This window comes from Microcoleus sp. FACHB-1515 (assembly GCF_014696105.1).
In the GTDB taxonomy this organism is placed as follows: Bacteria; Cyanobacteriota; Cyanobacteriia; order Elainellales; family Elainellaceae; genus JAAUTJ01.
Map to the genome: position 1 here is coordinate 153,273 of NZ_JACJPO010000056.1, position 23,046 is coordinate 176,318.

The window sequence follows — 23,046 nt, forward strand, 5'->3', positions numbered from 1 at the left end:
TTGATACTCAGGATCGCTTGAGGGGAAAACTGAATGTAGTTTTGTAACCCTCCCCTTCAGCCAAGACTGACCATTCCATGCAAAAAGCAAAGAAAGCAGTGGCAATTGTAATGACCACTTTATTTCTCACACTTCACCTGTGCTTTGCCGTACCCGCACCAGCCTTTGCAGGTGACACGATCATCAATAATGATTGTCGCTACGGCTATCAAGCAAGTTGCGGAAATGTTCAACAAAGCGATTCAGGTTTGGCAGAGGCAACAGGTTATGTTGCTGGCATTGTTGGAGATGTTGCAGCAATCTCAAGCTTGGGAAGCGTTGCAGGTTTAAGCGGCGCAGGAATTGCATCAGGTTTAGCCACGATCGGTAGCGTAGTCGGCGGCGGCATGGTAGCAGGTCTAGCAATCACTGTTGCTGCTCCTGCTGTTGCAGCGCTAGCAGTCGGTGCAGGTGTACACTATCTGAGTCAGGCGAATTCACCTGCGGCTGATCAGCCAGTTGAGCGAGTGAATCCGTAATTTTTAAAGCTTGGATTAAACAAATTGATTGACACTTGGGCGATCGTTTCCTTACAGAACGATCGCTCTCTTGTAAGTACAGTGATTGAAACTCTGCTAATTCCTGTATGCCTGCAAGGGATGTCTATCACGGCTCTGTTAAAAATGCCTTACTGAAAGACGGTTGGACAATTACAGCGGAAGATTATGTACTTGAGTATGGCGAGGACAAAGTTTATGTTGATCTGGCGGCTGAAAAGACGATCGCGGCTGAAAAACAAGGAAGAAAGATTGCGGTTGAAGTAAAAAGTTTTTTGGGTCGATCGTTCATTAGCGATTTTGAGGATGCGATCGGTCAATACATTCTTTACCGCGATATCTTAAGTGAAACAGAACCAGAACGCCAAGTTTATCTAGCTGTTGCTACAAGCGCTTATAACAGCGGCTTTCAAAGAAGACTTCCTCAAATGGCGTTGAAACGCAACCGAATTAGCGTAGTAATTTTTAATGCAGATCGCGAGGAGATTTTTCAATGGATAGACTAGACCGCTACCGCAACTTGATCAAGAAAATACTGACAGAATATTACGAACTAGGGCGCAGTTCTGAAATCGAAGCTGCGTTAGCTTTTGATGAGCAGCATGACCAGTATTTGCTGCTGAATATGGGTTGGAAGCGGGATGAACGAATTAAGTCAACGACGATTCATGTTCGGATTCAGAATGAGAAGATTTGGATTGAGGAAGATTGGACAGAAGATGGTGTGGTGACGGATTTGCTAGAAGCGGGTGTCCCAAATAGCGATATTGTGTTGGCTTTTCATCCGCCGCATCTAAGGAAGTATACGGAGTTTGCGATCGCCTAACGCTTCTGGCTACACAGCCGAACCGCTTCTCAACCGAACAATGTGTTTGACTAAAACTTCAGGTTCGATCGGTTTTGTCAGATGCGCTTGGAATCCGGCTTGAAAGGCTTTTTGCTGATCTCCATCGCTGGCGTAGGCCGTGAGCGCGATCGCCAAAATGTCGCCGCCGCGATCGATCGGGCGCGATCGAATCTGCCTGATCAGCGTGTAGCCGTCCATGTCGGCCATGCCGATATCGCTGACAATCAAATCGGGCGTGGCGCGATCGATCGCTTCTAGCGCCTCCAAGCCAGAGGCAACAGCAGTGACGGTTGCGCCGTTTTGTTCCAGTACGAAGGCTTGAAACTGGCGGGTGTCGTCGTCATCATCCACAACGAGAATTTGCAGATTGCTTAAAAGATTTTTGAGATCTGGACTGTGGTTGTGGTTAGGCGATCGCGTTGAAACACGCTGCTCAATGACAGGCAACTGGACGGTGAAAATTGCGCCTTGATGTTCGCCAGGACTGTCGGCTTTGACTGTACCGCCGTGCAGTTCGACGATTTGCCGCACGATCGCCAACCCCAAGCCCAAACCGCCAAATTTGCGGGTGGTGGAGCTGTCTTCTTGCCGGAAATACTCAAAGATGTGCGGCAAAAACTGCGGGTTGATGCCTTTTCCCGTGTCGATCACGCGAATTTGGGCGATTCGATCGATCTGCCGCAGTTCAACGCTGATTTGTCCATTGTTGGGCGTGAATTTGACGGCGTTGGTGAGCAAGTTCCAAATAACTTGCTGGAGGCGGGCGGCATCGCCAGAAACGTGGGCAACGGCTGAAGCCAAATCGAGCGTCAGTTGAATGTGCTTGGCTTCGACGGCAAGGCGGACGGTTTCGATCGCCGCCTCAATCACAAAACTCAAGCTGACCGGAACCGCCGTCAGCGACAGTTTGCCCTGCATGATGCGTGAGATGTCGAGCAAATCTTCAATCAGTTGCGTTTGCAGTTTGGCGTTGCGCTCGATCGTGGCGAGGGCTTCGCGCTGGCGGGTCGCGTCGAGTTTGCCGCTTTGCAGCAGGCGCGTCCAGCCCAAAATCGGATTCAGCGGCGTTCGCAGCTCGTGTGAGAGGACGGCCAAAAATTCATCTTTGATGTGGTTAGCGCGATCGAGCGCTTCAGCGCGGTCTTGCAGTTCGGTGATCAGGCGCGATCGCTCTAGTGCTGCGGAAACTTGAGCCGCGACTGCCTGCATCAAATCGAGTTCGTCTTGCGTGAAGCGATCGCGCTGGCGAGTGCCTAATCCCAATGTGCCGATGACGCGATCGCCAATCTTCAGCGGATGGCTGGCGTAAGCGCGAATGCCCTCAGCCTGTACGGGAATCGCCATTGGATCGGTCGGATCTACCGTACAGTCAACCACGACCGGACGACGCTGCTGCACCACATAGCCGCAAACGGCCTGTCCTAAGTCCAGGTAGCGAGCCGCTTGTGCAAGCGCTTCGCTGATGCCGCCGTGAGCATGAAGTTCAAGACGCTGCTTGTCTTCTCGAAAGAGATAGTTGACGTAAATTTCAAGCTGCAAATGCGCTGCAACCTTGTTCAGCAAACTGGCTAAAAATGCTTTGGGATCGATCGTCACCAACAAATCATTTGCGGTTTCTGCTAACAGTTTGAGTCGATCATTACTCGCTTGAATGGTGATTTCTGCCTGTTTGCGATCGCTAATGTCTTTGAAAACGATCGCGACTTTTCTCGCTTCCGGTTCACCTGTGCAACAGGCGTATACATCAAACCAGCGTCCCAGCACTTCCGATCCGCTTTCAAACCGAACGGATTCACCTGTGATTGCCACATGGCCGTAAGTTTGAATCCAGTGATCTTCCAGATTTAGCTCACGAGCGGTTTTGCCGACCGCCTGTTGCAGTCCGGTCTGCTGCTCAAAGGCCGGATTGATTTCCAGGATGCGATAGTCGATCGGCCTATTGTCCGCATTGCAAATTACTTCAACAACGCAAAAGCCTTCATCGATCGACTCAAACAGCATCCGATAGCGTTCTTCCGATTGACGCAGAGCAGCATCAGCTTGAATTCGATCGGTGACGTTGCGGAAGTAGATCGTGATGCCTTGCGCGGCAGGATAGCTGCGGACTTCATACCAGCGATCGTGGTCGGGATAAAAAGCCACCAGCGATCCGGCGACGCGATCGCGCATCACGCTTTGGTGAAGCTGCTCAAAGTCGCTGCCCTCCAAGCCGGGAAAAACCTCCCAAAAGTTTTCGCCAATCACATCGTCGGGCATGAAGTTGAGCAGTGTTTCAGCCGCTTTGTTCATGTAGGTGAAGCGCCAGTTTTCATCCAGCGCCAGAAAGCCGTCATCAATGCTTTCTAAAATATTGCGGCTTTGTGCTTCGCTCGCTTGCAAAGCAGCTTCGGCGATTTTGCGATCGTGAATGTCAAGCGATGCGCCAAACCAGCGAATGATTTCGCCAGTTTGCGGATCAAAATATGGCTCAGCGCGAACGATAAACCAGCGGTAGTCACCAGAGGCCGATCGGACTCGATGTTCGATCGCAAACTGCCTGCCGAGCCGCTGCGCTTCGCCAAACATCTGCATGGTGCGTTCGGCATCGTCTGGATGAATGAAGTTGTCGACAATTTCGGCAGCGGTGATTGGCTCGTAGGGAACGCCAGTGTAGTTGCTCCACTGCTGGTTGAAAAATTCGACTCGTCCTTGGGCATCGGTGATCCAAACAATTTGCGGAACCACATCGGCCATCAGCCGAAATTGTTCTTCGCTGTCGCGCAGGGCAACTTCAGCTTGGAGGCGATCGACCTCCAGCCGCTTCGCCGCCGTGATGTCAACTGCCGAGCCGTAGAGAACGTGACCTTCTAGCTGTGCCCGCCACCGCAGCCAGCGATAGGAGCCGTCTTTGTGGCGGTAGCGATTTTCAAAGGCTAAGGTTTTCTGGCCAGAAAATAAGCTGTCGGCTTCTAGCGTTGAAGCATTGAGATCGTCGGGGTGAACAAACTCAGTCCAGGGGCGCGACGTTATTTCCTCAACCGTCCAGCCGAGCAGTCGTTCCACTGAGGGACTGACCCACTCAAAGAAGCCATCCGATCGCGTCATCACCTGCAAGTCCGAGGCAACAGCAAAGAAGCGATCGCGCTTTTGCTCGATCTGCTGCCGCTCAAACTCAGTGGAAACGCGCGAAGCAAAAACTGCCAGCAGCGATTCGGCCAGGTGAACGTTCTCTAGCGGTTTGCCATCCATCACGCCCAGCAGCCCCAGCGGTACGCCGTCCGAGTCAAAAAACGGCACAGCAACATAGCTTTCGATCGCGAGCGGCTTCAGCAGCGGAGCATGAGGAAAATGCGCCTGCACATTGCACGGATACGAGCAGATTTTGCGCTGTTCGATCACTTCCCAGCACGGCGTATCTTGCAGCAAATATTCCACATTGTCAGCAGGTTGCCCCTGAGCGCACAAAGCGATCGTCCGCATGAGTTTGGGATCATCTCCTTCAACCACGCCAATGTAGGCGTAATCGACATCGAGCACTTTGGCAAAGTGCAGCACGAGGGCATCAAAAAACGCGCTGCCCATGACCATCGAGACGCCCTGCGTAATTTCCATCAGAGCCGCATCGACCTGAGCAACTTTGCGAGCGGCCAGCCGCAGTTCCAGTTCGTCCACCACCATTGCCGCTAGATCCACCAGCGTTGCCTGCTGCTCTGCCGTGAGCGGATCGTGCGGCTGCGAGTCGAGCAAGCAAAGCGTCCCCAGGTTGAAGCCGTCATCACTCATCAGCGGCGCACCTGCATAAAAGCGCACTCCCGGCTCTTGCTGCACAAACGGATTGCAGGCGAAGCGATCGTCCAGTCGCGTGTCGGGAATAATCAGCGGCTCGTCGGTCAAAACGGCAAAGCTGCACAGCGTCGCATCGCGCGGCACTTCTTGCGCTTCAAAGCCAATGCACGACTTGAACCAGGCGCGTGATTCATCCACCAGCGAAATCAGCGCGATCGGCATGTTGAACAGACGGGCAGCAAGTCCGGTGATGCGATCGAATGCGGCTTCCGGCGGCGTGTCCAGAATTTTGTAGCGATGCAGTGCCGCCAATCGCTTAGTTTCATTAGCAGGAATCGGTGCGGTTGAATTTTGCGGCGGTGCGTCGGACATGGTTTCGCTAGAGCGGTAAATCAACCCAGTTGGAATGAGCCTAACCCAGCACCTTGCATCCAACTGGTACTCTTCCCGACGAGATCCTTTCTATTTTGCCAATTTCCCAGCCTTTACTGATGCATGATTTCCTGAAATTCTTGCAAAATTTGCTGAAACAGCGGATGATTCGCGCTGTCATAGCGATGCGGATGAATCGCACCGAGCGGCTTGAGTTCGATCATCGTCGCTGCTAGAAATCCTCCTTCACAGGAATTGAGATCGGCGATCGTCAAATTTGCCTCGATCGCTTCAATCCCCAATCGATCGCAAAGCTCGAAAATTGTGGCGCGAGTAATTCCCGGAAAAATGCTGGGCGTCAAAGCAGGGGTGAGCAGGCGATCGCCTTGCAGCAAAAACAAATTCGCGGCTGTTGCTTCGGTGATGCGTCCTTCGGCATCTAGCAAAATTGCATCCTGAAAGCCTTGCTGCTCTGCGGTGCGACGGCTGAGATAGCTATTGATGTAGGTTCCACACAGCTTTAAGCGAATTGGAACGGCCAGTCCGGAAATCCGCTGATAGGGCGAAACGTGACAGGCGATCGGTGCGGTGCGATCGCGATCGATTCCCACTACTAGAATGCTCACCTCCACAGGCATCTCTTCCCGAAAATTCAGGTGCGGTACGGCGCGGTAGGCGATCGGACGCAGATAGTAGGTTTGCGCGGGTAAAGCTGCCAGCAAAGCAGAAATCCCGCTGGTCAGTTCTTCAGTTGACCAGGAAAAACCCAGCCCGATCTGCTGTGCGCTGTGGCGAAAGCGATCGAGATGTGCAGCCAGCCGATGAATGTAGTAGTGATCCTGATTGCGATAGGCCATGATGCCATCAAAAACACCGATGCCAAGGTGTAGCGAATGGCTGGCGATCGACGGGTCGGCTTGTTCGCGAGGAACGAGATCGCCATTGTGCCAAATCAGCGGTTGCAAACGGCCAAGCATAAAGCAAAAAGTACAAACGAACGGTTCGATCGCAGTATAAGCGTCAATTCCGGTGAAACTTGGAATTTGATCGATCGCTAAACTCAAACTATCTGCTCATTCCGAACTGCTGTGCCGCCCATCATCACCTACAGTCCGGCCTATACGATCGTGCCGACTTATGAATGCTTTAATCGCTGTGCCTACTGTAATTTTCGGGTTGATCCGGGGGGCGATCGCTGGCTCACGCTAGCGTCGGCTGAACAAATCTTGCGACCGCTGCGATCGCAAGGCGTAATCGAAATTTTGGTGCTGTCGGGTGAGGTGCATCCGCAGAGCGATCGTCGGAGGGCGTGGTTCGATCGCATCTTCGATTTGTGTGAATTGGCGCTCTCGCTGGGATTTTTGCCGCATACGAACGCTGGTCCCTTGAGTTTTGCAGAAATGGCGCGGCTCAAAACCGTGAATGTCTCGATGGGGCTGATGCTAGAGCAGCTTGCACCTTTGGCCGTGCATCGCCACGCGCCGAGCAAACGAGCAGAGCTGCGAATTCAGCAGCTTGAATGGGCGGGGGAACTGCAAATTCCATTTACGACCGGATTGCTGCTGGGCATTGGCGAACACGAAGCGGACTGGCAGGCAACGCTGGAGGCGATCGCTCAAATTCACGCGCGTTGGGGACATATTCAAGAAGTGATTTTGCAGCCGCACAGTCCGGGAAATCAGCAAAGCTGGACAGGCAAAGCGTTTGACTTTGATCGATTAGTTGAAGTCGTGTCGATCGCTCGTCGCCTGCTGCCGCCCGACATTGCGCTGCAAATTCCGCCCAACCTCGTTTCTGAAACGACGCTGCTCGCCTGTCTGCGCGAGGGTGCAACAGACATTGGCGGCATCAGTCCCAAAGACGAAGTAAATCCGGATTATCCACATCCGCACGATCGCCAGCTTGCTCGTTTGCTCGATCGCGCTGGCTGGCAGTTGCATCCGCGCCTGCCCATTTATCCGCAGTATGACGCTTGGCTACCTGGGCAATTGCAGGAGGCGATCGCTGTTTGGCGCGAAAAAATCACAAGCGATCGCAGCCGACCTTCTAGTTTTCACGGTTGACAAATTTGCTGCAAAAGACTGGCACTTCCGATAGAGGAATTTCTCAACCCGGATTAATACCTTGAAAAGCAAAGCAGCTTTTTTTGACATCCAGGTTTAACAGCAATGGCTAAATTGAATCGCACCACAAAATTTGCGGGCATCATGGGCGCAGCGGCGATCGCTGCGCTGGTTGCCCTTCCCAGTTTGGCGCAGGTGAATCCGAGTCCCAATATCTTCAACGAGCCAAACTACGATGGCAATCCGGATACGCGCACCGCTCCGCTTGTGACGCCCGCACCCGCCGTCAACCCGAATCCCAGCATCTTTAGTGAGTTTGGCCTTGAGCGTCCTTCGACTCCACAAGCCCAAGTCAGCCAGTCCAATTCGCCTGCCTTGAATCCGAACCCCAGCATCTTTAGCGAATTGGGAGTCGATCGCGCTGCTCCCGCCACGACGATTTCTCGTGCAGCAAGCGATCTGTCTTCGCTCGATCAGCAGTTCATGCGGATGGCAGCCCACAGCGACCAGTTCGAGATTCGTTCCTCGCAGATGGCACTGCAAAAGTCGAATAATCCCGAAGTGCGCCAGTACGCCGAAATGATGATTCAAGAGCACACGCAATCGACGCAGCTTCTGACTCAACTGGCAGCCGAGCGCGGCTTCACCTTGCCAACCGAGCCAAGCGAATTTCAGCAAGCCGTGATCGATAGCCTCATGCCGCTCTCTGGTGTGGAGTTCGATCGGGCATACATGGCAGCGCAGGCCAACGGCCACATCCAAACAGTCGGCGTTTTCCGCAGCCAGATTGGTCAAGGCCGAGATGCAGAACTACGTCAGTTTGCTGCTGGTTTGCTGCCGACGATCGAAAATCACTACGAAATGGCGAGCATGATGAGCGGCCAGTTCAGCGCGTTTGATATTCGTCGTCCAGTTCAGTAGAATCTCCTATTCAAAAGCGGCGATCGCATCTCATCTGCGATCGCCGCTTTTGCCTTAAAAATAGTACGATTGCTCTAAGACAGCCACTTTTTGCAACTGTCTAGAACGTATGGATTTTTCGCAGGATTTGAGCAATCGGATTATTTTGGGGATCGACCCAGCGATCGCCAGCATTGGCTTTGGCGTCATTCGCGGCAGTGAAGCGATCGAGTATGGCGTGATTAAAACCTCGGCCAAAGCTTCGATGTACGATCGCCTCAGCCAAATTCGCACCGATATTTTGGAACTGTGCAATCTGGTCAAACCGGACATTGCCGCAATGGAGATGCCCTTTTTTGGCCGTGAAAATACAAATGCGGGAAGAGTGCTTCGCGCCTTGGGCGTCATCGAGCTTGCCTTGGGGGATTACGGGCTGACGGATATCATTTTTTTGCACCAGTCGCAGGTGAAGTCTGCCGTTGCTCAATACGGCGCAGCGAAATCGGAAATTAAGCAGGCCGTCATGCAAATCTTCGATTTGCCCAAGCCGCCGACGCCCGATGACAGTGCGGATGGCTTGGCGATCGCCTACGCTGCCCAGTGCGGAGCCAGAGCCAGCGTTGCCTGAGCGCAGACGGATCAATGGCTCATGACTGCGATCGATCGAAAAAATTCGTAGCAGTTTTTGCCTTGCTGCTTGGCCTGATACATCGCTTGGTCTGCACAGGTCATCAAGCTTTCACTGTCGATGCTGTCGATCGGATAAATGCTGATGCCAACGCTGGTTGTGACATGCAGCGCTTCGCCTTCGATGCTAAATGGTTGTGAAAGCGTGTAAATCAGTTTTTCCGCGACGATCGAAATATCGGGAGCCGAAGAAATCGCAGGCAGCAATACGACAAATTCATCACCGCCCATTCTCGCAACCGTATCGCTGCCGCGCAAACATCCGGCTAGGCGCTGCGCGACGGCTTTGAGCAGCAGATCGCCCATTCGGTGGCCGAAACTGTCGTTGATCTGCTTAAAGCCATCGAGATCGAGAAATAGCAAGACGACAAGCTGTTCTCGGTCGTGGGCACGATCGATCGCTTGCTCCAGTCGCTCTTGCAGCAGTTGACGATTCGGCAGTTTGGTCAGTCCATCATGCAGCGCCAGTTGCCGCAGTTGAATTTCACTTTGGCGCAGTGCCGCATTCGATCGCACCAAATCTTCTGCCGTGCGTCGCAGTTCATCTTCCACTCGTTTGCGCTGCGTGATGTCGCGGATAACACCGACCAGAAACACATTGCCCGCCGAATCGCGATGCAGCGATCGCTTGGTGGCAATCGAGTAGGTAACGCCCTGTGCATCGGTAAAAATTTCTTCGCTTTCCTGTTCGCCACCGCTGATAAAAGCGAGATCGTCATGTTTCCAAAAGGCGGCAGCTTGGTCAGGCGCAAAAAAGTCACGATCGGTTTTTTCCAACAGAGCATCGATCGGCTGACCCACCAAGCGGCAGTATGCATCATTCAGTACGATCCACTGGTGATTGCGATTCTTGACAAAAACCGGATCGGGAATCGCGTTGATGATCGAACTGAGGAATTCTTTGGATTTCTTTAGTTCTTCTTTGATTTGCGCTAAATGCGTCACGATGCCGATCGAGGAGCCGCTAAAGGCGATCGCTGAGGGCACAAGCGGCAGCCACCAGCCACCCAAGAATGCCATATAGCAAATGCCGCCCAGCCCAGCGAGCGCACTTGCCAGCACGATCGCCGAGTGCGTTGGTTTGCGAACGCGCCAGCTTAAAGTAGCACCCAGGTAAGACCAGCCAAAAATCCACAGCAGTTCGATCGGCTCAGGCCAAACTTGCAGCAGCGATCGCCCATATAAAGCTGCATCGAGAATTTGCCGAATGAAATGTGCTTGCAGTTCAACGCCGGGCATCGGCTCAGCCGGACGAAACAAGCCGTCGCTGAGCGGCATGAAAAACGCATCTTTGAGGCTGTCTGCGGTGGAGCCAATCAGCACGATGCGATCGCGAAACAAGTCGAGGTTGACCTTTCCTGCAATCACGTCGGACATTGAAACTTGCTGAAAGCTGCGATCGCTCAGGTGAAAATTTGCCAAAAACTGGTAGCCGCGAGCATCCGTGCGTACATAGCCGCCGTCGTTGCTGCGAAACGGTTCAAACACAACTTGACCAAGCTGCATGTTAGTCGAATTGGGAGCGGCTTGCGGCGCAATGCCAGCGCGATCGAGATAGCGCAACGCCAATGCCAGCGCGAAACTAGTGTGATATTTGCCGTCTGGTGTTGTCCAATACAGCATTCCGCGCCGGACGCGCCCATCTCCATCCACGATCGTATTGTTGAAACCCACCTGATTGCGAGCAGCCAAAACGGGTGGCGGCATCACGCCCATGCTTTCGCCCGCTGCAATCTTTTCGATGCCAATCAGGTTTGGTGTACTGGCAAAAACTCGCTCTAGCGCTTGATTTCCCGGCTTGATTGGCAAATCGCGATAGATATCTAGCCCGATCGCTCTCGGCTCGGCAGCGCGAATCTGCCGCAGCAAATTTGCCATCGTCGCGTCGGACATCGGCCAAGCGCCAACGTTGCGAATGTCGCGATCATCAATGCCCACAATCACGATGCGATCGTCGGTCGGTTCTTGGGGACGCAGCCGCACCAGTTGATCGAACCCAGCAAACTCAACAAATTGCAGTACGCCACTGAAGCGCATCGCTGCCACGCAGGTCGCAACGCCAACGGCAGTGAGCCAAACTCGCAGTTCCGATCGCGGCCAGCAAGAAGAAGGAAATTTCATGGCGGCAGATTTGTGGGAGCATCTGTAGAAGGCAATTCGTTTGGCAACTGCCGAGCGCAAACTTGCAGTTTCGATGCGGCGCGATCAAAACTTCGAGCGTGAAGGTGCGATCGAGATCAGCACTGCTTCAGCATTCGCAACTCGATCGCGTCGTAGATACACACCCTGAATGCCAGACCAGAAGGAAAATACGCAGGCTGCTAGATGTCTCAATTTCCATTACATCTATCGATATCCTACCGAGACCTGATTACGGAATTGACGAGCAGAAGAGACTTCTTGAAATCTACATCACATCTTCACGGGTTTGCTCCGCAACTTTTCGGAAACTAATTTTGCTGCGTCTGATGCACCATTCCTCTATTTCCTTTGTTGCTCAGAAAATACACTGAACGATCAGCCAATCTCCGTAAATTCTCTAAGCCAAATGAACAATACTCCAAAGTTTATTTTTGAGGTACTCGCTGTTTCGCTGCTGATCGCAGTTTTGATCAAAGCGATCGGTCCGGCTTTGCCCATTCCCGCCACCAATTTCAGCGCGATCGCGATCGTCCTCACCCCCACGCTCGTTATGGGTAGTTTGCTGTTGTGGCGGGCGGTACGCTATCTATAGCGCTTAGGGCAACATAGAGATAGAGACGCTATTCGATCGGCATGAACGCTCAGTCAACCACTCAACCCTCGCTCGAACAGTCACTCAAGCATTTCTTCGGCTACGATGCGTTTCGCCCCGGACAGCGCAGCGTTGTCGAAGCGGCAATGCAAGACCGCGATTTGCTCGTGATCATGCCCACAGGCGGCGGCAAATCCTTGTGCTTTCAGCTTCCCGCCTTGCTGAAATCGGGCGTATCGATCGTCGTCTCTCCCCTGATCGCCCTGATGCAAGACCAAGTTGAAGCCTTGCAAGACAACGGCATCGGCGCAACGTTTCTCAACAGCAGTCTCAGCGCGGCTGAAGTCCGCCAGCGGCAAAGCGATTTGCTGGCAGGCCGAATCAAACTTCTATACGTTGCGCCGGAACGCCTGTTGAACGATCGCTTCCTCGACTGGCTCGACCATCTGCACGAATCGATCGGGATTAGCACATTTGCAATCGACGAAGCGCACTGCGTCTCTGAATGGGGACACGACTTTCGCCCGGAATATCGCCAGATGCGACTCGTGCGCGATCGCTTCCCGAATGTTCCTGTCCTCGCGCTCACCGCCACTGCCACCGAGCGCGTCCGCGAAGACATTGTGCAGCAGCTTGATTTACGCAATCCCACTGTTCACGTCGCCAGTTTCAACCGTCAAAACCTCTATTACGAAGTTCGCCCCAAGGAAAAGCAGGCCTATCAGGAACTGCTGCGGCAGGTTCAGCAAACGCCCGGATCGGGAATTATCTACTGCCTCAGCCGTCGCAAAGTCGATGAAATTACCTACAAGCTCCAGCTAGACGGCGTGGACGCCTTGCCCTATCACGCCGGACTGTCGGACAAAGAACGCGCCTCCAACCAAACTCGCTTCATCCGCGATGACGTGCGGATTATGGTAGCGACGATCGCCTTTGGCATGGGCATCAACAAGCCAGACGTGCGGTTTGTGATTCACTATGATTTACCGCGCAACCTGGAAAGCTACTATCAAGAATCCGGACGAGCCGGACGCGACGGCGAACCCGCCCACTGTACGTTGTATTTCAGCTTTGGCGATATTAAAACGATCGAATTCCTCATCGCCCAAAAAGTCCATCCCACAACGGGCGCACCGCTTGCTGCCGAGCAGAAAATCGCCAAGCAGCAGCTACGGCAGGTGATCAACTACGCCGATAGCGTCGAGTGTCGCCGCAAAATTCAACTGCGCTATTTTGGCGAATCGATCGAGGGCAACTGCGGCCAGTGTGACAACTGCCGCTCTCCCAAACCCGTTGAAGACTGGACGATCGAAGCGCAAAAATTCTTGTCCTGCGTGGCTCGCTGCAAAGAAAATTTCGGCCTCAAATACATCGTCGATGTGCTGCGCGGTTCACGAGACAAGCGGATTTTACAAAACCGTCACGACGAACTGTCCACCTACGGGATTGGACGCGATCGCACGGCAGACGCTTGGCGCAAACTGGGGCGATCGCTGCTCCAACAAGGCTTGCTAGACGAAACGACCGACGGCTATCCGGTTCTCAAACTCAATGATCTCAGTTGGGAAGTGCTCCGCAAACAGCGATCGGTGTTGATTGCCCTGCCCAATGAGGCGATCGCGCCAGATGAACTGGAAGAATCCGGCACGCAGATCGAAGTGGAGTTGCTGTTTAACCGCCTGCGCCAACTGCGTAAAGAAATTGCCGACGCGCAATCGATGCCGCCCTACATGATCTTTGCGGATTCTAGCCTCAAGGCAATGGCGCAAACTCGTCCCCAAACGCGATCGACCTTTGCCAAAATTTCTGGCGTCGGCAGTCACAAACTAGAGCGATATGGCGATCGCTTCACGGCAGAAATTCGCGCCTTTTGCGAAGAACAAGGCTTGCCGCTTCGTCCCGAAGAACCTGAAAAATCGGCTGTGCCTGCACCCACCGATCGATCGCGCAGCACGATCGCAATGACGCACCTGAATACGCTGCGCCTGCATGAGCAAGGCTTGACGCCCAGCCAAATCGCGATCGAGCGCAATCTCCGCCTCACCACCATCTACGATCACTTGGGAATGCTGCGAGAAGCAGGGCATCCGGTCGATCTTGATGCGCTTGTCCCTGTTGAGCGCCAGACGCAAATTCGAGCGGCGATCGATGAGGTCGGAGCCGACTCTCTACGGCTAATTCGCGATCGACTGGGCGAAACGTTTGACTACAACGAGATTCGCTTGGTCAGAGCCGATTGGGTGCGATACCGTTCCGCAAGCTCGCGATCGAATTCGTAGCAGCCTTTGATTGAAATTCAGCGTGACAGTGACGATAATTGGCACCAGGAACTCAAGTTCTTGACTCAAAGCTCAAGTCCCAAAACGGACTGAGCGCGTCAAACGAACCCATTTGAATGGGTTTCCGCTTTCAGCCGGAAATTGATTTCGCGGCTTCTGCTGTCCTGTTTCCGACAAATTTGCTCAACCCTCAAGAAGGCGTTTTGAACGGCGATCGCTTTTTCTTTTTCTGCTTTTCGCGCTCAAAATCGAGTTCTTTCAGTTTCTTGAGGATGCGATCGAAATATTCTTTCAAATACGCTTCCAGGGTCGTCATTTCTTGCGGATCAAGGCCGAACACCGAATAGGTTTCGTCCATGCTGGCGTCGAGCGGTTTTCCGGTTGCCATCACTTCGGCAAAGGCGAGGCGATCGGAGACGTTCCAGCCCCACTGAAAAAAGCGGATGATGCGGCGCGAAGCTCGCAAAACGCCGATCGGCATTCGCGTCACTTTCGCTTCTTTGCCCGACAAGCGTTCGCACAATCGAATGATTTCGTATGGCCCCCAAGCGCGAGAGCCAACAACGGGGAAGGTGCGGTTTTCGGTTTCGGGGACTTTGAGAGCGCGGACGGCAAATTTGGCGATGTCTTGCGTGTCCATGTATGCGATCGGGGCGGTTTCACCCATCACCCAGACGGCTTGATTTTCCAGAACCGGAATCGCGTACTGGCCGATTAAGCCTTGCAGAAATCCGGCGGGCTTGAGAACCGTGTAGTTTAAGCCGGATTCGGCCAAATACAATTCGGTGCAGCGCTTCACCTCCATCAGCGGCACATCGGGAAATTTCTCAGAATCGAGGATTGAGAAGAAGATGTAGCGATCGACGTTCGCCGCTTTTGCCGCCTGAATCAGGTTGACCTTGCCCTCCCAATCCACTTCGCGGATGCTGAGCGAATCGGTGGGGCGAGCCGTTGCCGCATCGATGACTGCCGTGACACCTTCAAAAGCGGGCGTCAGCGTTTCGGGAGCGCACAGATCGCCGCGCACCAGTTCTGCGCCCCACTCTTTCAAGAAGGCAGCTTTCTTGAAGCCGCGCACCAAACAGCGCACTTCATATCCCTCATCGAGGGCGCGGCGCGTGACTTGCCTTCCCAAAGTGCCAGTTGCACCAACAATTAGTACGCTCATGAGGGATGCTTAAAAAACCATTAACTTTTTATAAGATTATCAGAATTCAGCGTTCCCAGGCGAGGCAACCCGTAAACTTGCTACGCTGGAGACACAGCCGATCGCCTTTTTGCACGGCTGAACGTCAAGTTTTTGAGCGATCGCGATGCCCACTGATCCGCTGCCTATCCCTGAAGAGGTCGTCTGCTCCGTTCAGCATCCGGTAGACCTCAATCATGTTCGCCAGTTGCACGATCGCGTTCTCAAGGTCGAGAAGGCGCAGCGCATGGCCGAATTTTTTGCGCTGTTGGGCGATGCGAATCGGCTTAGAATTCTGTCTGCCTTGGCCGATCAGGAACTTTGTGTTTGCGATTTGGCCGCGCTGGTGAAGATGAGCGAATCTGCCGTGTCGCATCAGCTTCGGGCGCTGCGGACGATGCGGCTGGTGAGCTATCGCAAGCAGGGGCGCAACGTCTTCTATTACCTCAAAGACAGCCACGTCTTGAATCTCTATCGTGAGGTGGCCGAACATCTCGATGAGCCGGAAGATTGACCAGACTGGTGAAGCAGCCTGGTCGATCGATCGCTATTCTTCGCCGCCCTGAAGCCGCAGCAGCAAAAATCCCATGCCCATGCCCACCAAAATCAAGGTGAAGGCGAGAATCGCGGCGTTGAAAATTTCTCCGTTCATGAAAAACTCCTGAAATACAAGATGCGCGGATGACGCAACGTTAAGACGATTAAACCTGCATCAAGTATTTTAAAGCAGTTTGGGAATCAGAATCGCTGATGCGTGTTTTCAAAGCGCTAGCAGGAGTGGAGGGTGTGCGATCCGGTCCGGATCGGCTTCGCTGACTGGGAAGTGCTGACGCTGATCGCTGACATTCTGACGGGTTTAACCCGCTTTTGATTTGGCCTGAAAATTAGCTTTGAGCAGGTCTAACGCTCGCTGATACTTTTGCGATCGCTGCAAATCCTGTTTAGAAATAGCGGCTAATCGACTTAAATCTAAATTGTCTTTTAGGTCAGCAATCTTTACTTTTGTAGCGATCGCCGGACACAAACTGATGACACATTTCCTGTGACGCAAAGTATCTTCATAGGCTAATCAGCAGTGTTGCTCGCGATCGCCGCTACTGAACATTCCAAAACGGGAATTAGTTTCAGATTGAATTCTGATTCAAAGCCGTCTTTTTTCAGATTCAGGCTCCACAGTTCCAGCGCACAATCGTCTTGTGGATGGCTCGATCGAACGCGCAGAAATAGCGTTGCTTGGTCTGGAATAAATTCACACTGAATTTGTTCAACCGCACCGATTTGGCGGCGATCGAGCGCGGCAGCGAGCCTCAGCATCGTATGAAGCTGATCGACGATGCGGCGATGTTTCTTGCTAGAAATATTGCGATAGTTGTCGTGTTTTTTCTTGGGATTACTTTTGCGGTGATAGCGGGCAAGATTGGCGATCGTTTCGATTTCCGCTTCGGTATATCCCAACAAATCGCTATTGCGAATCAGATAGTAAGAATGCTTGTGATGAGCCGAATGATTCACAAAATGGCCGCAATTGTGCAGCATTGCCGCCGCCCACAATAGTTCGCGTTCTTCTTCGCCCCAGTTGTGCAGCTTGCCTCGTGTTTGGTCAAACAAGGCCAGCGCAAACGCTGCAACTCGCTGACTGTAATCGAGATTCACCTGATATTTTTCTGCTGCTCTCATGACGCTGCGTTCGCGCACCGAGCCTTGAAATCGCAAGCGGTCTTCGATGAGTCCATGCGTCAGCATCCAATCAACGATGACGCCTTCGCGCAGCGATCGCTCGCAGATCACCACGCTTTCCATTCCCAGCAGCAGCATCGCCTCTTGCAAAATCACCGCTCCCGCCAAAATAATTTCGGCTCGCCGCTCAGACATTTCTGGCAGGGCAGCGCGCTCGCTCAAGCTCAATCGGCGCAGACGATTGAGCATTTCTTGCAAATCGTGCAGAGGCAGTTCGTAGCCATGCAGCGGCGTAGGAACAATCCCCAAGCGATCGCGAGCGTGCAAAGCGGCTAAGGCTTCGATCGTGCCGGATGTGCCGACCAGTCGCGGCTGTTCACCGACATGCAGATAAGATTTGAGTTCATCGATCGATCGCTCCAGCATTCCCCGCGCATAAGCTTGGAGATAGTTGAATTCCGAGCTGCTAATCGGGTCGGTGCTGATCAGCTCGCGAGTCAGGCGAACGGCTCCCACCTTTGTACTGCTGAGCGTGCGCGGCTCGTGTCCATCGCCCAAAATTAACTCGGTTGAGCCGCCGCCGATGTCAATGACAATATGCGGCTGAAAGCTAAATTCCATCCCGGACAGCACGCCCAAATAGATACGACGTGCTTCTTCTTGTCCAGAAATTAAGTGGATGACCAGTCCCAAATCGGCTTCAATTTGCTGAAGGAAGTTGCGCCCGTTGGGAGCTTCGCGCACAGCACTTGTTGCAACTGCGACAATTTCTTCGGCCTTGAGACTTTGGGCAATGCTTTGACAGCGTTTGAGAGCGGCAGCGGCACGATCGATCGCGGCAGCCGTTAGCATTCCCGTCGTTTTGTCGCGATCGCCGAGCCGCACCGTTTCCTTTTCCCTCGCGATAATTGTGAAGGCGGGAAGGCGGGGCTGAATTCGCACAACGACCATGTGGATCGAATTTGTCCCCACATCGATCGCCGCCATGATGCGGTCGCGATCGATCGGTAGCGGCAGCGGTTGACGCTCGGTGATCAAATGAATCATTGGCGGGATGCAGTTTTGAGCAGGGCAGCAATCCGATAAAACGGTGCTTCAAACCTCCCAGATCCTACCGTGCTACACATCTGAATCAGGATAGATTCAGTGGAAATTCAGTGATTTTTGTAAAGTTCTTCACAGAAGCGCGGAGAACACGCAGCCGTTGCAGGTCAGATAGGTGATTCCTCCGATTCCGCATTTCAGCTAACTAGCTCTGCCAATCGCACGATCGAAGCGTTGTGTCGTTCTCGATCGACCGAGGGGTCGATCGAATCCCTAAAAGCCTCCCTCAGACAGGAAAAGCTCTCATTAAGATCTGAATTGCTTTCCTGCGCTTCACAAATGCAGGCTTGCCTTGTCGTGCTTCACAAATGCTAAGCAACGTTGATTTGAGGGCAGATCCCCAGCTTTTGATCGGCGTGTAAAACTGATGTTGAACGTCCAAGCAGCCTTTGCGCTTGTCTTCATAAAAGGCGCGATCGTCACACAGTTTCAGCAGCGCATCGCCGTAGCCTTTGACATCATTGGGCTGCACCTCAACCACCGCCGGACGCACATAGTCGATCGCAGGACAAACGGCAGATGTAATGACCGGACGACCGATCAGCACTCCTTCAGCGACCACCTTGCAGAATCCCTCCACAAATTCAGTTCTTGTAGGAGCAATGACCACATGCGACTGGCTGAATCGATCGCGCATTTGAGTTTTGTTGCAGTGTCCATGACAAACGAATGAATCTGATAGTCCAGCCTCGGAAGCGGCCTGCTGCAAAGCAATCAAAGCTGAACCATCGCCACACAAATCAAAGCGAATATCTTGTCTTCCTTCGGCTGAAAATCGTTTAGCAACTTCGAGCAGATCAAAAACACCTTTGTCAGCTTCAATTCGCCCAACATAAAGCACATTGAAGAGCGATCGATCGGCAGAAGGTGGCGCGATCGACGCAAATTCAGACTGTCGGTAAACAGGCAGAAATTCTTGAATCGGCGGGTACTCTTTGCCCATCCACTGCTTGATTTGTTCTCCAATTGCTTGAGAAACAACAAGCGCTTGATGACATCTTCCAAACAAAAAGCGATTCAACCGCCAAATGAGCCGATTCACCTTGTTTTGAGGAGCGTATCTGTTCCAAGGCATACAGTGCAAAGAAGGAATGATCTTCACACCGAGAAGGGGCAAAATGCTCAACACGAACCAATGGGTTGTTCCATCGGCAATAACAACTGCGTCTGCTTGCCAGCGCAATGCCGAGAGCAGCAAGCTTAATCCATACTGCAACTGACCGAGATGATAGTGGAGGCTGGACTTGCTTTCTATGCTCTTAGGACGATGTTCAATCTTGAATTGTTCTGATTCTGAAAGCTTTGCTTCTGAATGATGAGAAATAATGTAGCCAAACGCACCAATTTGACGGCAAACGTTGAAGAACTGACTGGAATAGGTGACGCTAACTTGGGAAGGATCTTCTTCTCCGATCGCCCAATGTTGGTAAGTTCCTAACACATTGCCGGGGCCAGCCGCGTAGAGTACACGAAGCATCAAAATCTCCTTAATGTATCTAGAAGCACACTTTAACCTGATTCATGAGAAATTAGTAACTGTTCAAAAGCAACGTATTAATACTGATAGCAAAGCCAACCTCTATTTCTTAGACTCTTCTTGAAAGCTTCACAGAATCAAAACATTGATGTTTAAATAGCAAAGTTGATAGAAAATAATCTATTGATAATTAGTTTTATATAGACTTTAATCAATGTTTAAGACTAACTTTCGACCAGATGTATGAAGATTTGTACTGCTGCACGGAGAGCGCAACCGTACTTTTACTGACCTTTCCTGATCTGAATCTGGTTCTATTAATTTCTACGATCGAAATGAAATCATTCGTAAACGGATCGTGTCTTGCTTGAAGCAGAAATCGATCGCTTCGATCTGCTAAAGCTCAAATATACTAGAGGCAATTGCACAGCAAATAGCGATCGCTCAACACAGCAACCAATAACACAATCGAATTATTTCTATCGCTCAATCCTTTTGCGAAAAATGAATGCGAACGGCTGGAAATTGCGAGCCAATGTAGAGCAGCAGCGCTCGAATAAAAAGTAGAATGCCAAGCATTTCTAATAGCTCTTCGATCGCAACCACTAAAGCTAGCAGCAGTTGATGTAAGCCGGAAATATTCAAAACCGCAAAGCCCGTAAGCAACTCTAGTCCGATCGCACCGCTAAGATAAAGCGCAGCACTGAAGAGAATTAAATTTCGCATCTGCGAAGGTAGACTCATCAAGAACTTCCAATAAAATAGGGCGATCGCGCCTGCAAAGATGCTGCCTGGAATTACCCAAAGAAACAGCAAATTATCATCAACATTGAGCAGCGATCGCATAAAAGGATTCAGCTTTTCGTGGAGGCTTGCTGCTTCATCCAGCGACAGCAGTAGAAACAACAGTGCTAAACCGCGCCAGTGATTAGTGAAGCGATCGTTCTGCTGTTGCTTTAAAGTTGCAATGAGCGCCAGCAGCAGCACGCAAACGAGCAGAGCGATCGTTGAATACCAAGTGGGAATATTTGCTTCGTTGTTGACATTCAGCAGACGATAGATCGCCGATCGACGATCGAGAATTAGGAAATATCTTGCGACCTGAGCTGCCAGGTTTGCCAGCGTTAGACCCAGCACAGCACAGCAAAGCAATCGGTAGATTTTATGGAGCGAAATCGAAATCATCAGTGAATAGCAGACTTCAGAAATAAATTGCCCGAAGCGCATTAAAGCGCTGACCAAACAACTAATGGCGATCGCGCGTGATTTCGATCGATACTGATCCGGTGAAGTCTGGAATCGGTGGATGCATCTTCGTTAATCGCACTGTCACCTGCTTGACTCGACCCGATTGCAACGCAATTTTGGCAATTTCTGCGGCTAGCTTTTCGAGCAGCTTAAATCGCGAAGTTTCAACCAGTTTTACAATAGCTGCCACATCGGAACCATAATCGTAAGTATCTTCGAGGCGATCGCTTTCACTCGCTTGCTTCAGATCAAGCCGCAAAGTGAGGTTAATCTCAAACCACTGCCCCAGCGTTTGCTCTTCTGCAAACAGACCTGTGTAGCCGTAAGCACGAATACCTGTAAGGTGAATGCAATCGCTCATGCTTCCATCGTGCCGTCTAGCACCTGTAAAAGATCTTCGATCGATCGTCCCAAAATGCGCGATAGCGGCATCAGCATGGCGCTGTCAATTTCTTCGCCCGCATAAATTGCTTGCAGTTCTACTTTCGAGAGGCGGTAGGATTCGCAAAAGCGCATGAATTCCTTGTTGCTCACGTCGAGTTCGTCTTGCCGCTGCCGCAAGAGAGCCGCGATCGCCGCTGTTCCGGTTTTGGGCTGAGTCGTTTTAGCCAGATAGAATGCGACAAGATCATCGGGCGGCATCGAGCTTCCGCCTGCCATACTTGCCAGATCGGTGCAGGCAATGCGTAGGGCGCGTCGCAGGCGTTCGTCGTCGTTCATTGCTTCCACGATGCGACTGGCAAAATCAGGTTTGCAAAAGCCGATCAGCTCGTCCTCATAGGTAATCGACACAAAGCTATCAGAGGAATAAAACTTCCAGGCTTGCGGCTCGTCGGGAATTGCCGTCATAAAACTTACTTCACGTCGCGATGGAGAAACGGCTTGGCATCAGAACCAGAATACATGGCCGCAGTTTGACCTTCACCCACAAGCTGGTATTTATATGTCATCAAACCTTCAAGTCCAACGGGGCCACGCGGCGGCATTTTTTGCGTGCTGATGCCGACTTCTGCCCCAAACCCGTAGCGGAAGCCGTCGGCAAATCGCGTTGAGCAGTTGTGAAATACGCCCGCTGCATCCACTTGAGCAATAAACGTTTCCGCCGCCTGCTGATCTTGCGTGACGATCGCCTCGGTATGTCGCGATCCATAAGTCGTGATGTGATCGATCGCTGCTTCCAGCGAATTGACGATGCGAATCGACAAAATCAAATCGCTATACTCAGTCGCCCAATCTTCATCCGTTGCTGCATTCATCTCGACAATGGCACGGGCGCGATCGTCTCCACGCAGTTCAACTTCTTGCTGACGTAAAGCAGCGGCAACCTGTGGCAAAAATTCCGGCGCGATCGCTTCATGCACGAGCAGCGTTTCGATCGCGTTGCAGGCCGAGGGATAGCTGGCTTTGGCATCGACGGCGATCGCAACAGCCTGATCGAGATCGGCGGCTCGATCGACATAGAGATGACAAATTCCATCCGCATGACCCAAGACGGGAATGGTGGAATTCTCCTGCACGAAGCGGACGAACGAATTCGAGCCTCTGGGAATGATCAAATCCACAAATTGATCGAGCTTGAGCAGTTCGATCGTTTGCGATCGCGTCGTCAAAAGCTGAACGACATCCGGATCGAGTCCGGTTTCGCTCAAGCCCTGACGAATTGCTTGAACGAGCGCTTCGCACGATCGCACCGCTTCTTTGCCGCCCTTCAAAATCACGCCATTTCCCGACTTGACGGCGAGCGAGGCAATCTGCACAGCGGCATCTGGACGCGACTCAAAAATCACGCCCAACACGCCCAAGGGACAAGTGACGCGCTTCAAAATCAAGTTCGTGTCCAGTTCGCGGTGAATCTGCACCTGTCCGATCGGGTCGGCCAACCGCTGCACGTCGCGCACACCCAAGATGATGCCTTTGAGTTTGTTCTCGTCCAGCTTCAAGCGTCCGTAGAGCGATCGCGCCAGTCCGTCTTGCAGCGCAGTTTCGCAGTCGGCTTGATTGGCGGCGAGAATTTCTGGAGCGGCAGTTTCGAGGGCACGGGCGATCGCTTCGATCGCGCGATCGCGCTGCTCGCTGGACGTGAGGGCAAGCTGTCGGGCGGCCTGACGAGTGCGTTGTGCCAAACTGACCAGCGAGGCAGAAGTCAAAGGTGAAGCTGTCATCGGTAGACT

At 52.4% G+C, this 23,046-nt stretch carries 20 protein-coding genes; 9 read left to right on the plus strand and 11 right to left on the minus strand.

Annotated features, from left to right (window positions below; all coding sequences use genetic code 11):
- Positions 1-110 precede the first annotated feature (110 nt).
- The 3 genes from H6F67_RS19320 (at position 111) to H6F67_RS19330 (ending at position 1,362) form a co-directional block, all read left to right on the plus strand.
- A complete protein-coding gene (locus tag H6F67_RS19320; protein WP_199304519.1) occupies positions 111-518 on the plus strand; it encodes a hypothetical protein in 408 nt (135 codons plus the stop codon).
- Between the two features lie 107 nt (positions 519-625).
- Complete coding sequence (locus H6F67_RS19325) at positions 626-1,042, plus strand: XisH family protein (protein WP_190768257.1); 417 nt, start codon at positions 626-628, stop codon at positions 1,040-1,042.
- Positions 1,030-1,362 carry a XisI protein gene (locus tag H6F67_RS19330; RefSeq protein WP_190768258.1) on the plus strand — a complete coding sequence of 111 codons (333 nt, stop codon included), beginning with the start codon at positions 1,030-1,032 and terminating at the stop codon, positions 1,360-1,362. The genes H6F67_RS19325 and H6F67_RS19330 overlap by 13 nt, the downstream gene beginning before the upstream one ends.
- A 9-nt stretch (positions 1,363-1,371) precedes the next feature.
- Here the strand turns inward: H6F67_RS19330 and H6F67_RS19335 are convergent, their stop codons facing one another.
- Complete coding sequence (locus H6F67_RS19335; protein ID WP_190768259.1) at positions 1,372-5,520, minus strand: PAS domain S-box protein; 4,149 nt, start codon at positions 5,518-5,520, stop codon at positions 1,372-1,374.
- Positions 5,521-5,633: 113 nt separating this feature from the next.
- Positions 5,634-6,584 (minus strand): aminotransferase class IV, encoded by a 951-nt coding sequence (locus tag H6F67_RS19340; protein WP_242020714.1) that lies wholly within the window; start codon positions 6,582-6,584, stop codon positions 5,634-5,636.
- Between the two features lie 24 nt (positions 6,585-6,608).
- On the opposite strand from H6F67_RS19340, the gene cofG reads away from it, so the two are divergent.
- From cofG to H6F67_RS19355, 3 genes are all read left to right on the plus strand, one after another.
- Positions 6,609-7,583, plus strand: coding sequence for a 7,8-didemethyl-8-hydroxy-5-deazariboflavin synthase subunit CofG (gene cofG, locus H6F67_RS19345; protein WP_190768260.1), 975 nt, complete (start codon positions 6,609-6,611; stop codon positions 7,581-7,583).
- A 105-nt stretch (positions 7,584-7,688) separates the two neighbouring features.
- Entirely contained in the window at positions 7,689-8,504 is an 816-nt protein-coding gene (locus H6F67_RS19350) for a DUF4142 domain-containing protein (protein WP_190768261.1), read from the plus strand.
- A gap of 109 nt (positions 8,505-8,613) precedes the next feature.
- Complete coding sequence (locus H6F67_RS19355; protein ID WP_190768262.1) at positions 8,614-9,111, plus strand: crossover junction endodeoxyribonuclease RuvC; 498 nt, start codon at positions 8,614-8,616, stop codon at positions 9,109-9,111.
- Positions 9,112-9,122: 11 nt separating this feature from the next.
- On the opposite strand, the gene H6F67_RS19360 is transcribed toward H6F67_RS19355, so the two are convergent.
- A complete protein-coding gene (locus H6F67_RS19360; protein WP_190768263.1) occupies positions 9,123-11,291 on the minus strand; it encodes a CHASE2 domain-containing protein in 2,169 nt (722 codons plus the stop codon).
- 427 nt (positions 11,292-11,718) lie between these two features.
- Here H6F67_RS19360 and H6F67_RS19365 point away from each other — a divergent pair, with 427 nt between their 5' ends.
- Together H6F67_RS19365 and recQ are read left to right on the plus strand one after the other, a co-directional pair.
- Positions 11,719-11,904, plus strand: coding sequence for a hypothetical protein (locus H6F67_RS19365; protein ID WP_190768264.1), 186 nt, complete (start codon positions 11,719-11,721; stop codon positions 11,902-11,904).
- Between the two features lie 41 nt (positions 11,905-11,945).
- Complete coding sequence (gene recQ, locus H6F67_RS19370) at positions 11,946-14,183, plus strand: DNA helicase RecQ (RefSeq protein WP_190768265.1); 2,238 nt, start codon at positions 11,946-11,948, stop codon at positions 14,181-14,183.
- Positions 14,184-14,373: 190 nt separating this feature from the next.
- Here recQ and H6F67_RS19375 read toward each other — a convergent pair whose 3' ends face one another.
- Positions 14,374-15,351, minus strand: coding sequence for an SDR family oxidoreductase (locus H6F67_RS19375; RefSeq protein ID WP_190768266.1), 978 nt, complete (start codon positions 15,349-15,351; stop codon positions 14,374-14,376).
- A gap of 145 nt (positions 15,352-15,496) precedes the next feature.
- Here H6F67_RS19375 and H6F67_RS19380 point away from each other — a divergent pair, with 145 nt between their 5' ends.
- Positions 15,497-15,883: a helix-turn-helix transcriptional regulator gene (locus H6F67_RS19380; RefSeq protein WP_190768267.1), complete on the plus strand. Its 387-nt coding sequence runs from the start codon at positions 15,497-15,499 to the stop codon at positions 15,881-15,883.
- Positions 15,884-15,916: 33 nt separating this feature from the next.
- Here H6F67_RS19380 and H6F67_RS19385 read toward each other — a convergent pair whose 3' ends face one another.
- The 7 genes from H6F67_RS19385 to H6F67_RS19415 form a co-directional block, all read right to left on the minus strand.
- Positions 15,917-16,021 (minus strand): PetM family cytochrome b6-f complex subunit 7, encoded by a 105-nt coding sequence (locus H6F67_RS19385; protein ID WP_190768268.1) that lies wholly within the window; start codon positions 16,019-16,021, stop codon positions 15,917-15,919.
- 413 nt (positions 16,022-16,434) lie between these two features.
- Positions 16,435-18,093, minus strand: a complete 1,659-nt coding sequence (locus H6F67_RS19390) for a Ppx/GppA phosphatase family protein (RefSeq protein WP_190768269.1) — start codon at positions 18,091-18,093, stop codon at positions 16,435-16,437.
- A gap of 283 nt (positions 18,094-18,376) precedes the next feature.
- Positions 18,377-19,627: a glycosyltransferase family 4 protein gene (locus tag H6F67_RS19395; protein WP_190768270.1), complete on the minus strand. Its 1,251-nt coding sequence runs from the start codon at positions 19,625-19,627 to the stop codon at positions 18,377-18,379.
- A gap of 486 nt (positions 19,628-20,113) precedes the next feature.
- Positions 20,114-20,812, minus strand: a complete 699-nt coding sequence (locus H6F67_RS19400) for a hypothetical protein (protein ID WP_190768271.1) — start codon at positions 20,810-20,812, stop codon at positions 20,114-20,116.
- Between the two features lie 61 nt (positions 20,813-20,873).
- Positions 20,874-21,236, minus strand: coding sequence for a dihydroneopterin aldolase (folB, locus tag H6F67_RS19405; protein WP_190768272.1), 363 nt, complete (start codon positions 21,234-21,236; stop codon positions 20,874-20,876).
- Positions 21,233-21,724, minus strand: a complete 492-nt coding sequence (locus H6F67_RS19410) for a hypothetical protein (protein WP_190768273.1) — start codon at positions 21,722-21,724, stop codon at positions 21,233-21,235. The genes folB and H6F67_RS19410 overlap by 4 nt, the downstream gene beginning before the upstream one ends.
- A gap of 5 nt (positions 21,725-21,729) precedes the next feature.
- On the minus strand, positions 21,730-23,037 hold the full coding sequence (locus tag H6F67_RS19415; RefSeq protein ID WP_190768274.1) for a glutamate-5-semialdehyde dehydrogenase: 1,308 nt from the start codon (positions 23,035-23,037) through the stop codon (positions 21,730-21,732).
- Between the last annotated feature and the right edge of the window lie 9 nt (positions 23,038-23,046).

Coding starts and splice junctions, on each gene's coding strand:
- H6F67_RS19320 (WP_199304519.1), top strand. CDS start 111: ATGACCACTTTATTTCTCACACTTCACCTGTGCTTTGCCGTACCCGCA.
- H6F67_RS19325 (WP_190768257.1), top strand. CDS start 626: ATGCCTGCAAGGGATGTCTATCACGGCTCTGTTAAAAATGCCTTACTG.
- H6F67_RS19330 (WP_190768258.1), top strand. CDS start 1,030: ATGGATAGACTAGACCGCTACCGCAACTTGATCAAGAAAATACTGACA.
- H6F67_RS19335 (WP_190768259.1), bottom strand. CDS start 5,520: ATGTCCGACGCACCGCCGCAAAATTCAACCGCACCGATTCCTGCTAAT.
- H6F67_RS19350 (WP_190768261.1), top strand. CDS start 7,689: ATGGCTAAATTGAATCGCACCACAAAATTTGCGGGCATCATGGGCGCA.
- H6F67_RS19355 (WP_190768262.1), top strand. CDS start 8,614: ATGGATTTTTCGCAGGATTTGAGCAATCGGATTATTTTGGGGATCGAC.
- H6F67_RS19360 (WP_190768263.1), bottom strand. CDS start 11,291: ATGAAATTTCCTTCTTCTTGCTGGCCGCGATCGGAACTGCGAGTTTGG.
- H6F67_RS19365 (WP_190768264.1), top strand. CDS start 11,719: ATGAACAATACTCCAAAGTTTATTTTTGAGGTACTCGCTGTTTCGCTG.
- recQ (WP_190768265.1), top strand. CDS start 11,946: ATGAACGCTCAGTCAACCACTCAACCCTCGCTCGAACAGTCACTCAAG.
- H6F67_RS19375 (WP_190768266.1), bottom strand. CDS start 15,351: ATGAGCGTACTAATTGTTGGTGCAACTGGCACTTTGGGAAGGCAAGTC.
- H6F67_RS19380 (WP_190768267.1), top strand. CDS start 15,497: ATGCCCACTGATCCGCTGCCTATCCCTGAAGAGGTCGTCTGCTCCGTT.
- H6F67_RS19385 (WP_190768268.1), bottom strand. CDS start 16,021: ATGAACGGAGAAATTTTCAACGCCGCGATTCTCGCCTTCACCTTGATT.
- H6F67_RS19390 (WP_190768269.1), bottom strand. CDS start 18,093: ATGATTCATTTGATCACCGAGCGTCAACCGCTGCCGCTACCGATCGAT.
- H6F67_RS19395 (WP_190768270.1), bottom strand. CDS start 19,627: ATGCTTCGTGTACTCTACGCGGCTGGCCCCGGCAATGTGTTAGGAACT.
- H6F67_RS19400 (WP_190768271.1), bottom strand. CDS start 20,812: ATGATTTCGATTTCGCTCCATAAAATCTACCGATTGCTTTGCTGTGCT.
- folB (WP_190768272.1), bottom strand. CDS start 21,236: ATGAGCGATTGCATTCACCTTACAGGTATTCGTGCTTACGGCTACACA.
- H6F67_RS19410 (WP_190768273.1), bottom strand. CDS start 21,724: ATGACGGCAATTCCCGACGAGCCGCAAGCCTGGAAGTTTTATTCCTCT.
- H6F67_RS19415 (WP_190768274.1), bottom strand. CDS start 23,037: ATGACAGCTTCACCTTTGACTTCTGCCTCGCTGGTCAGTTTGGCACAA.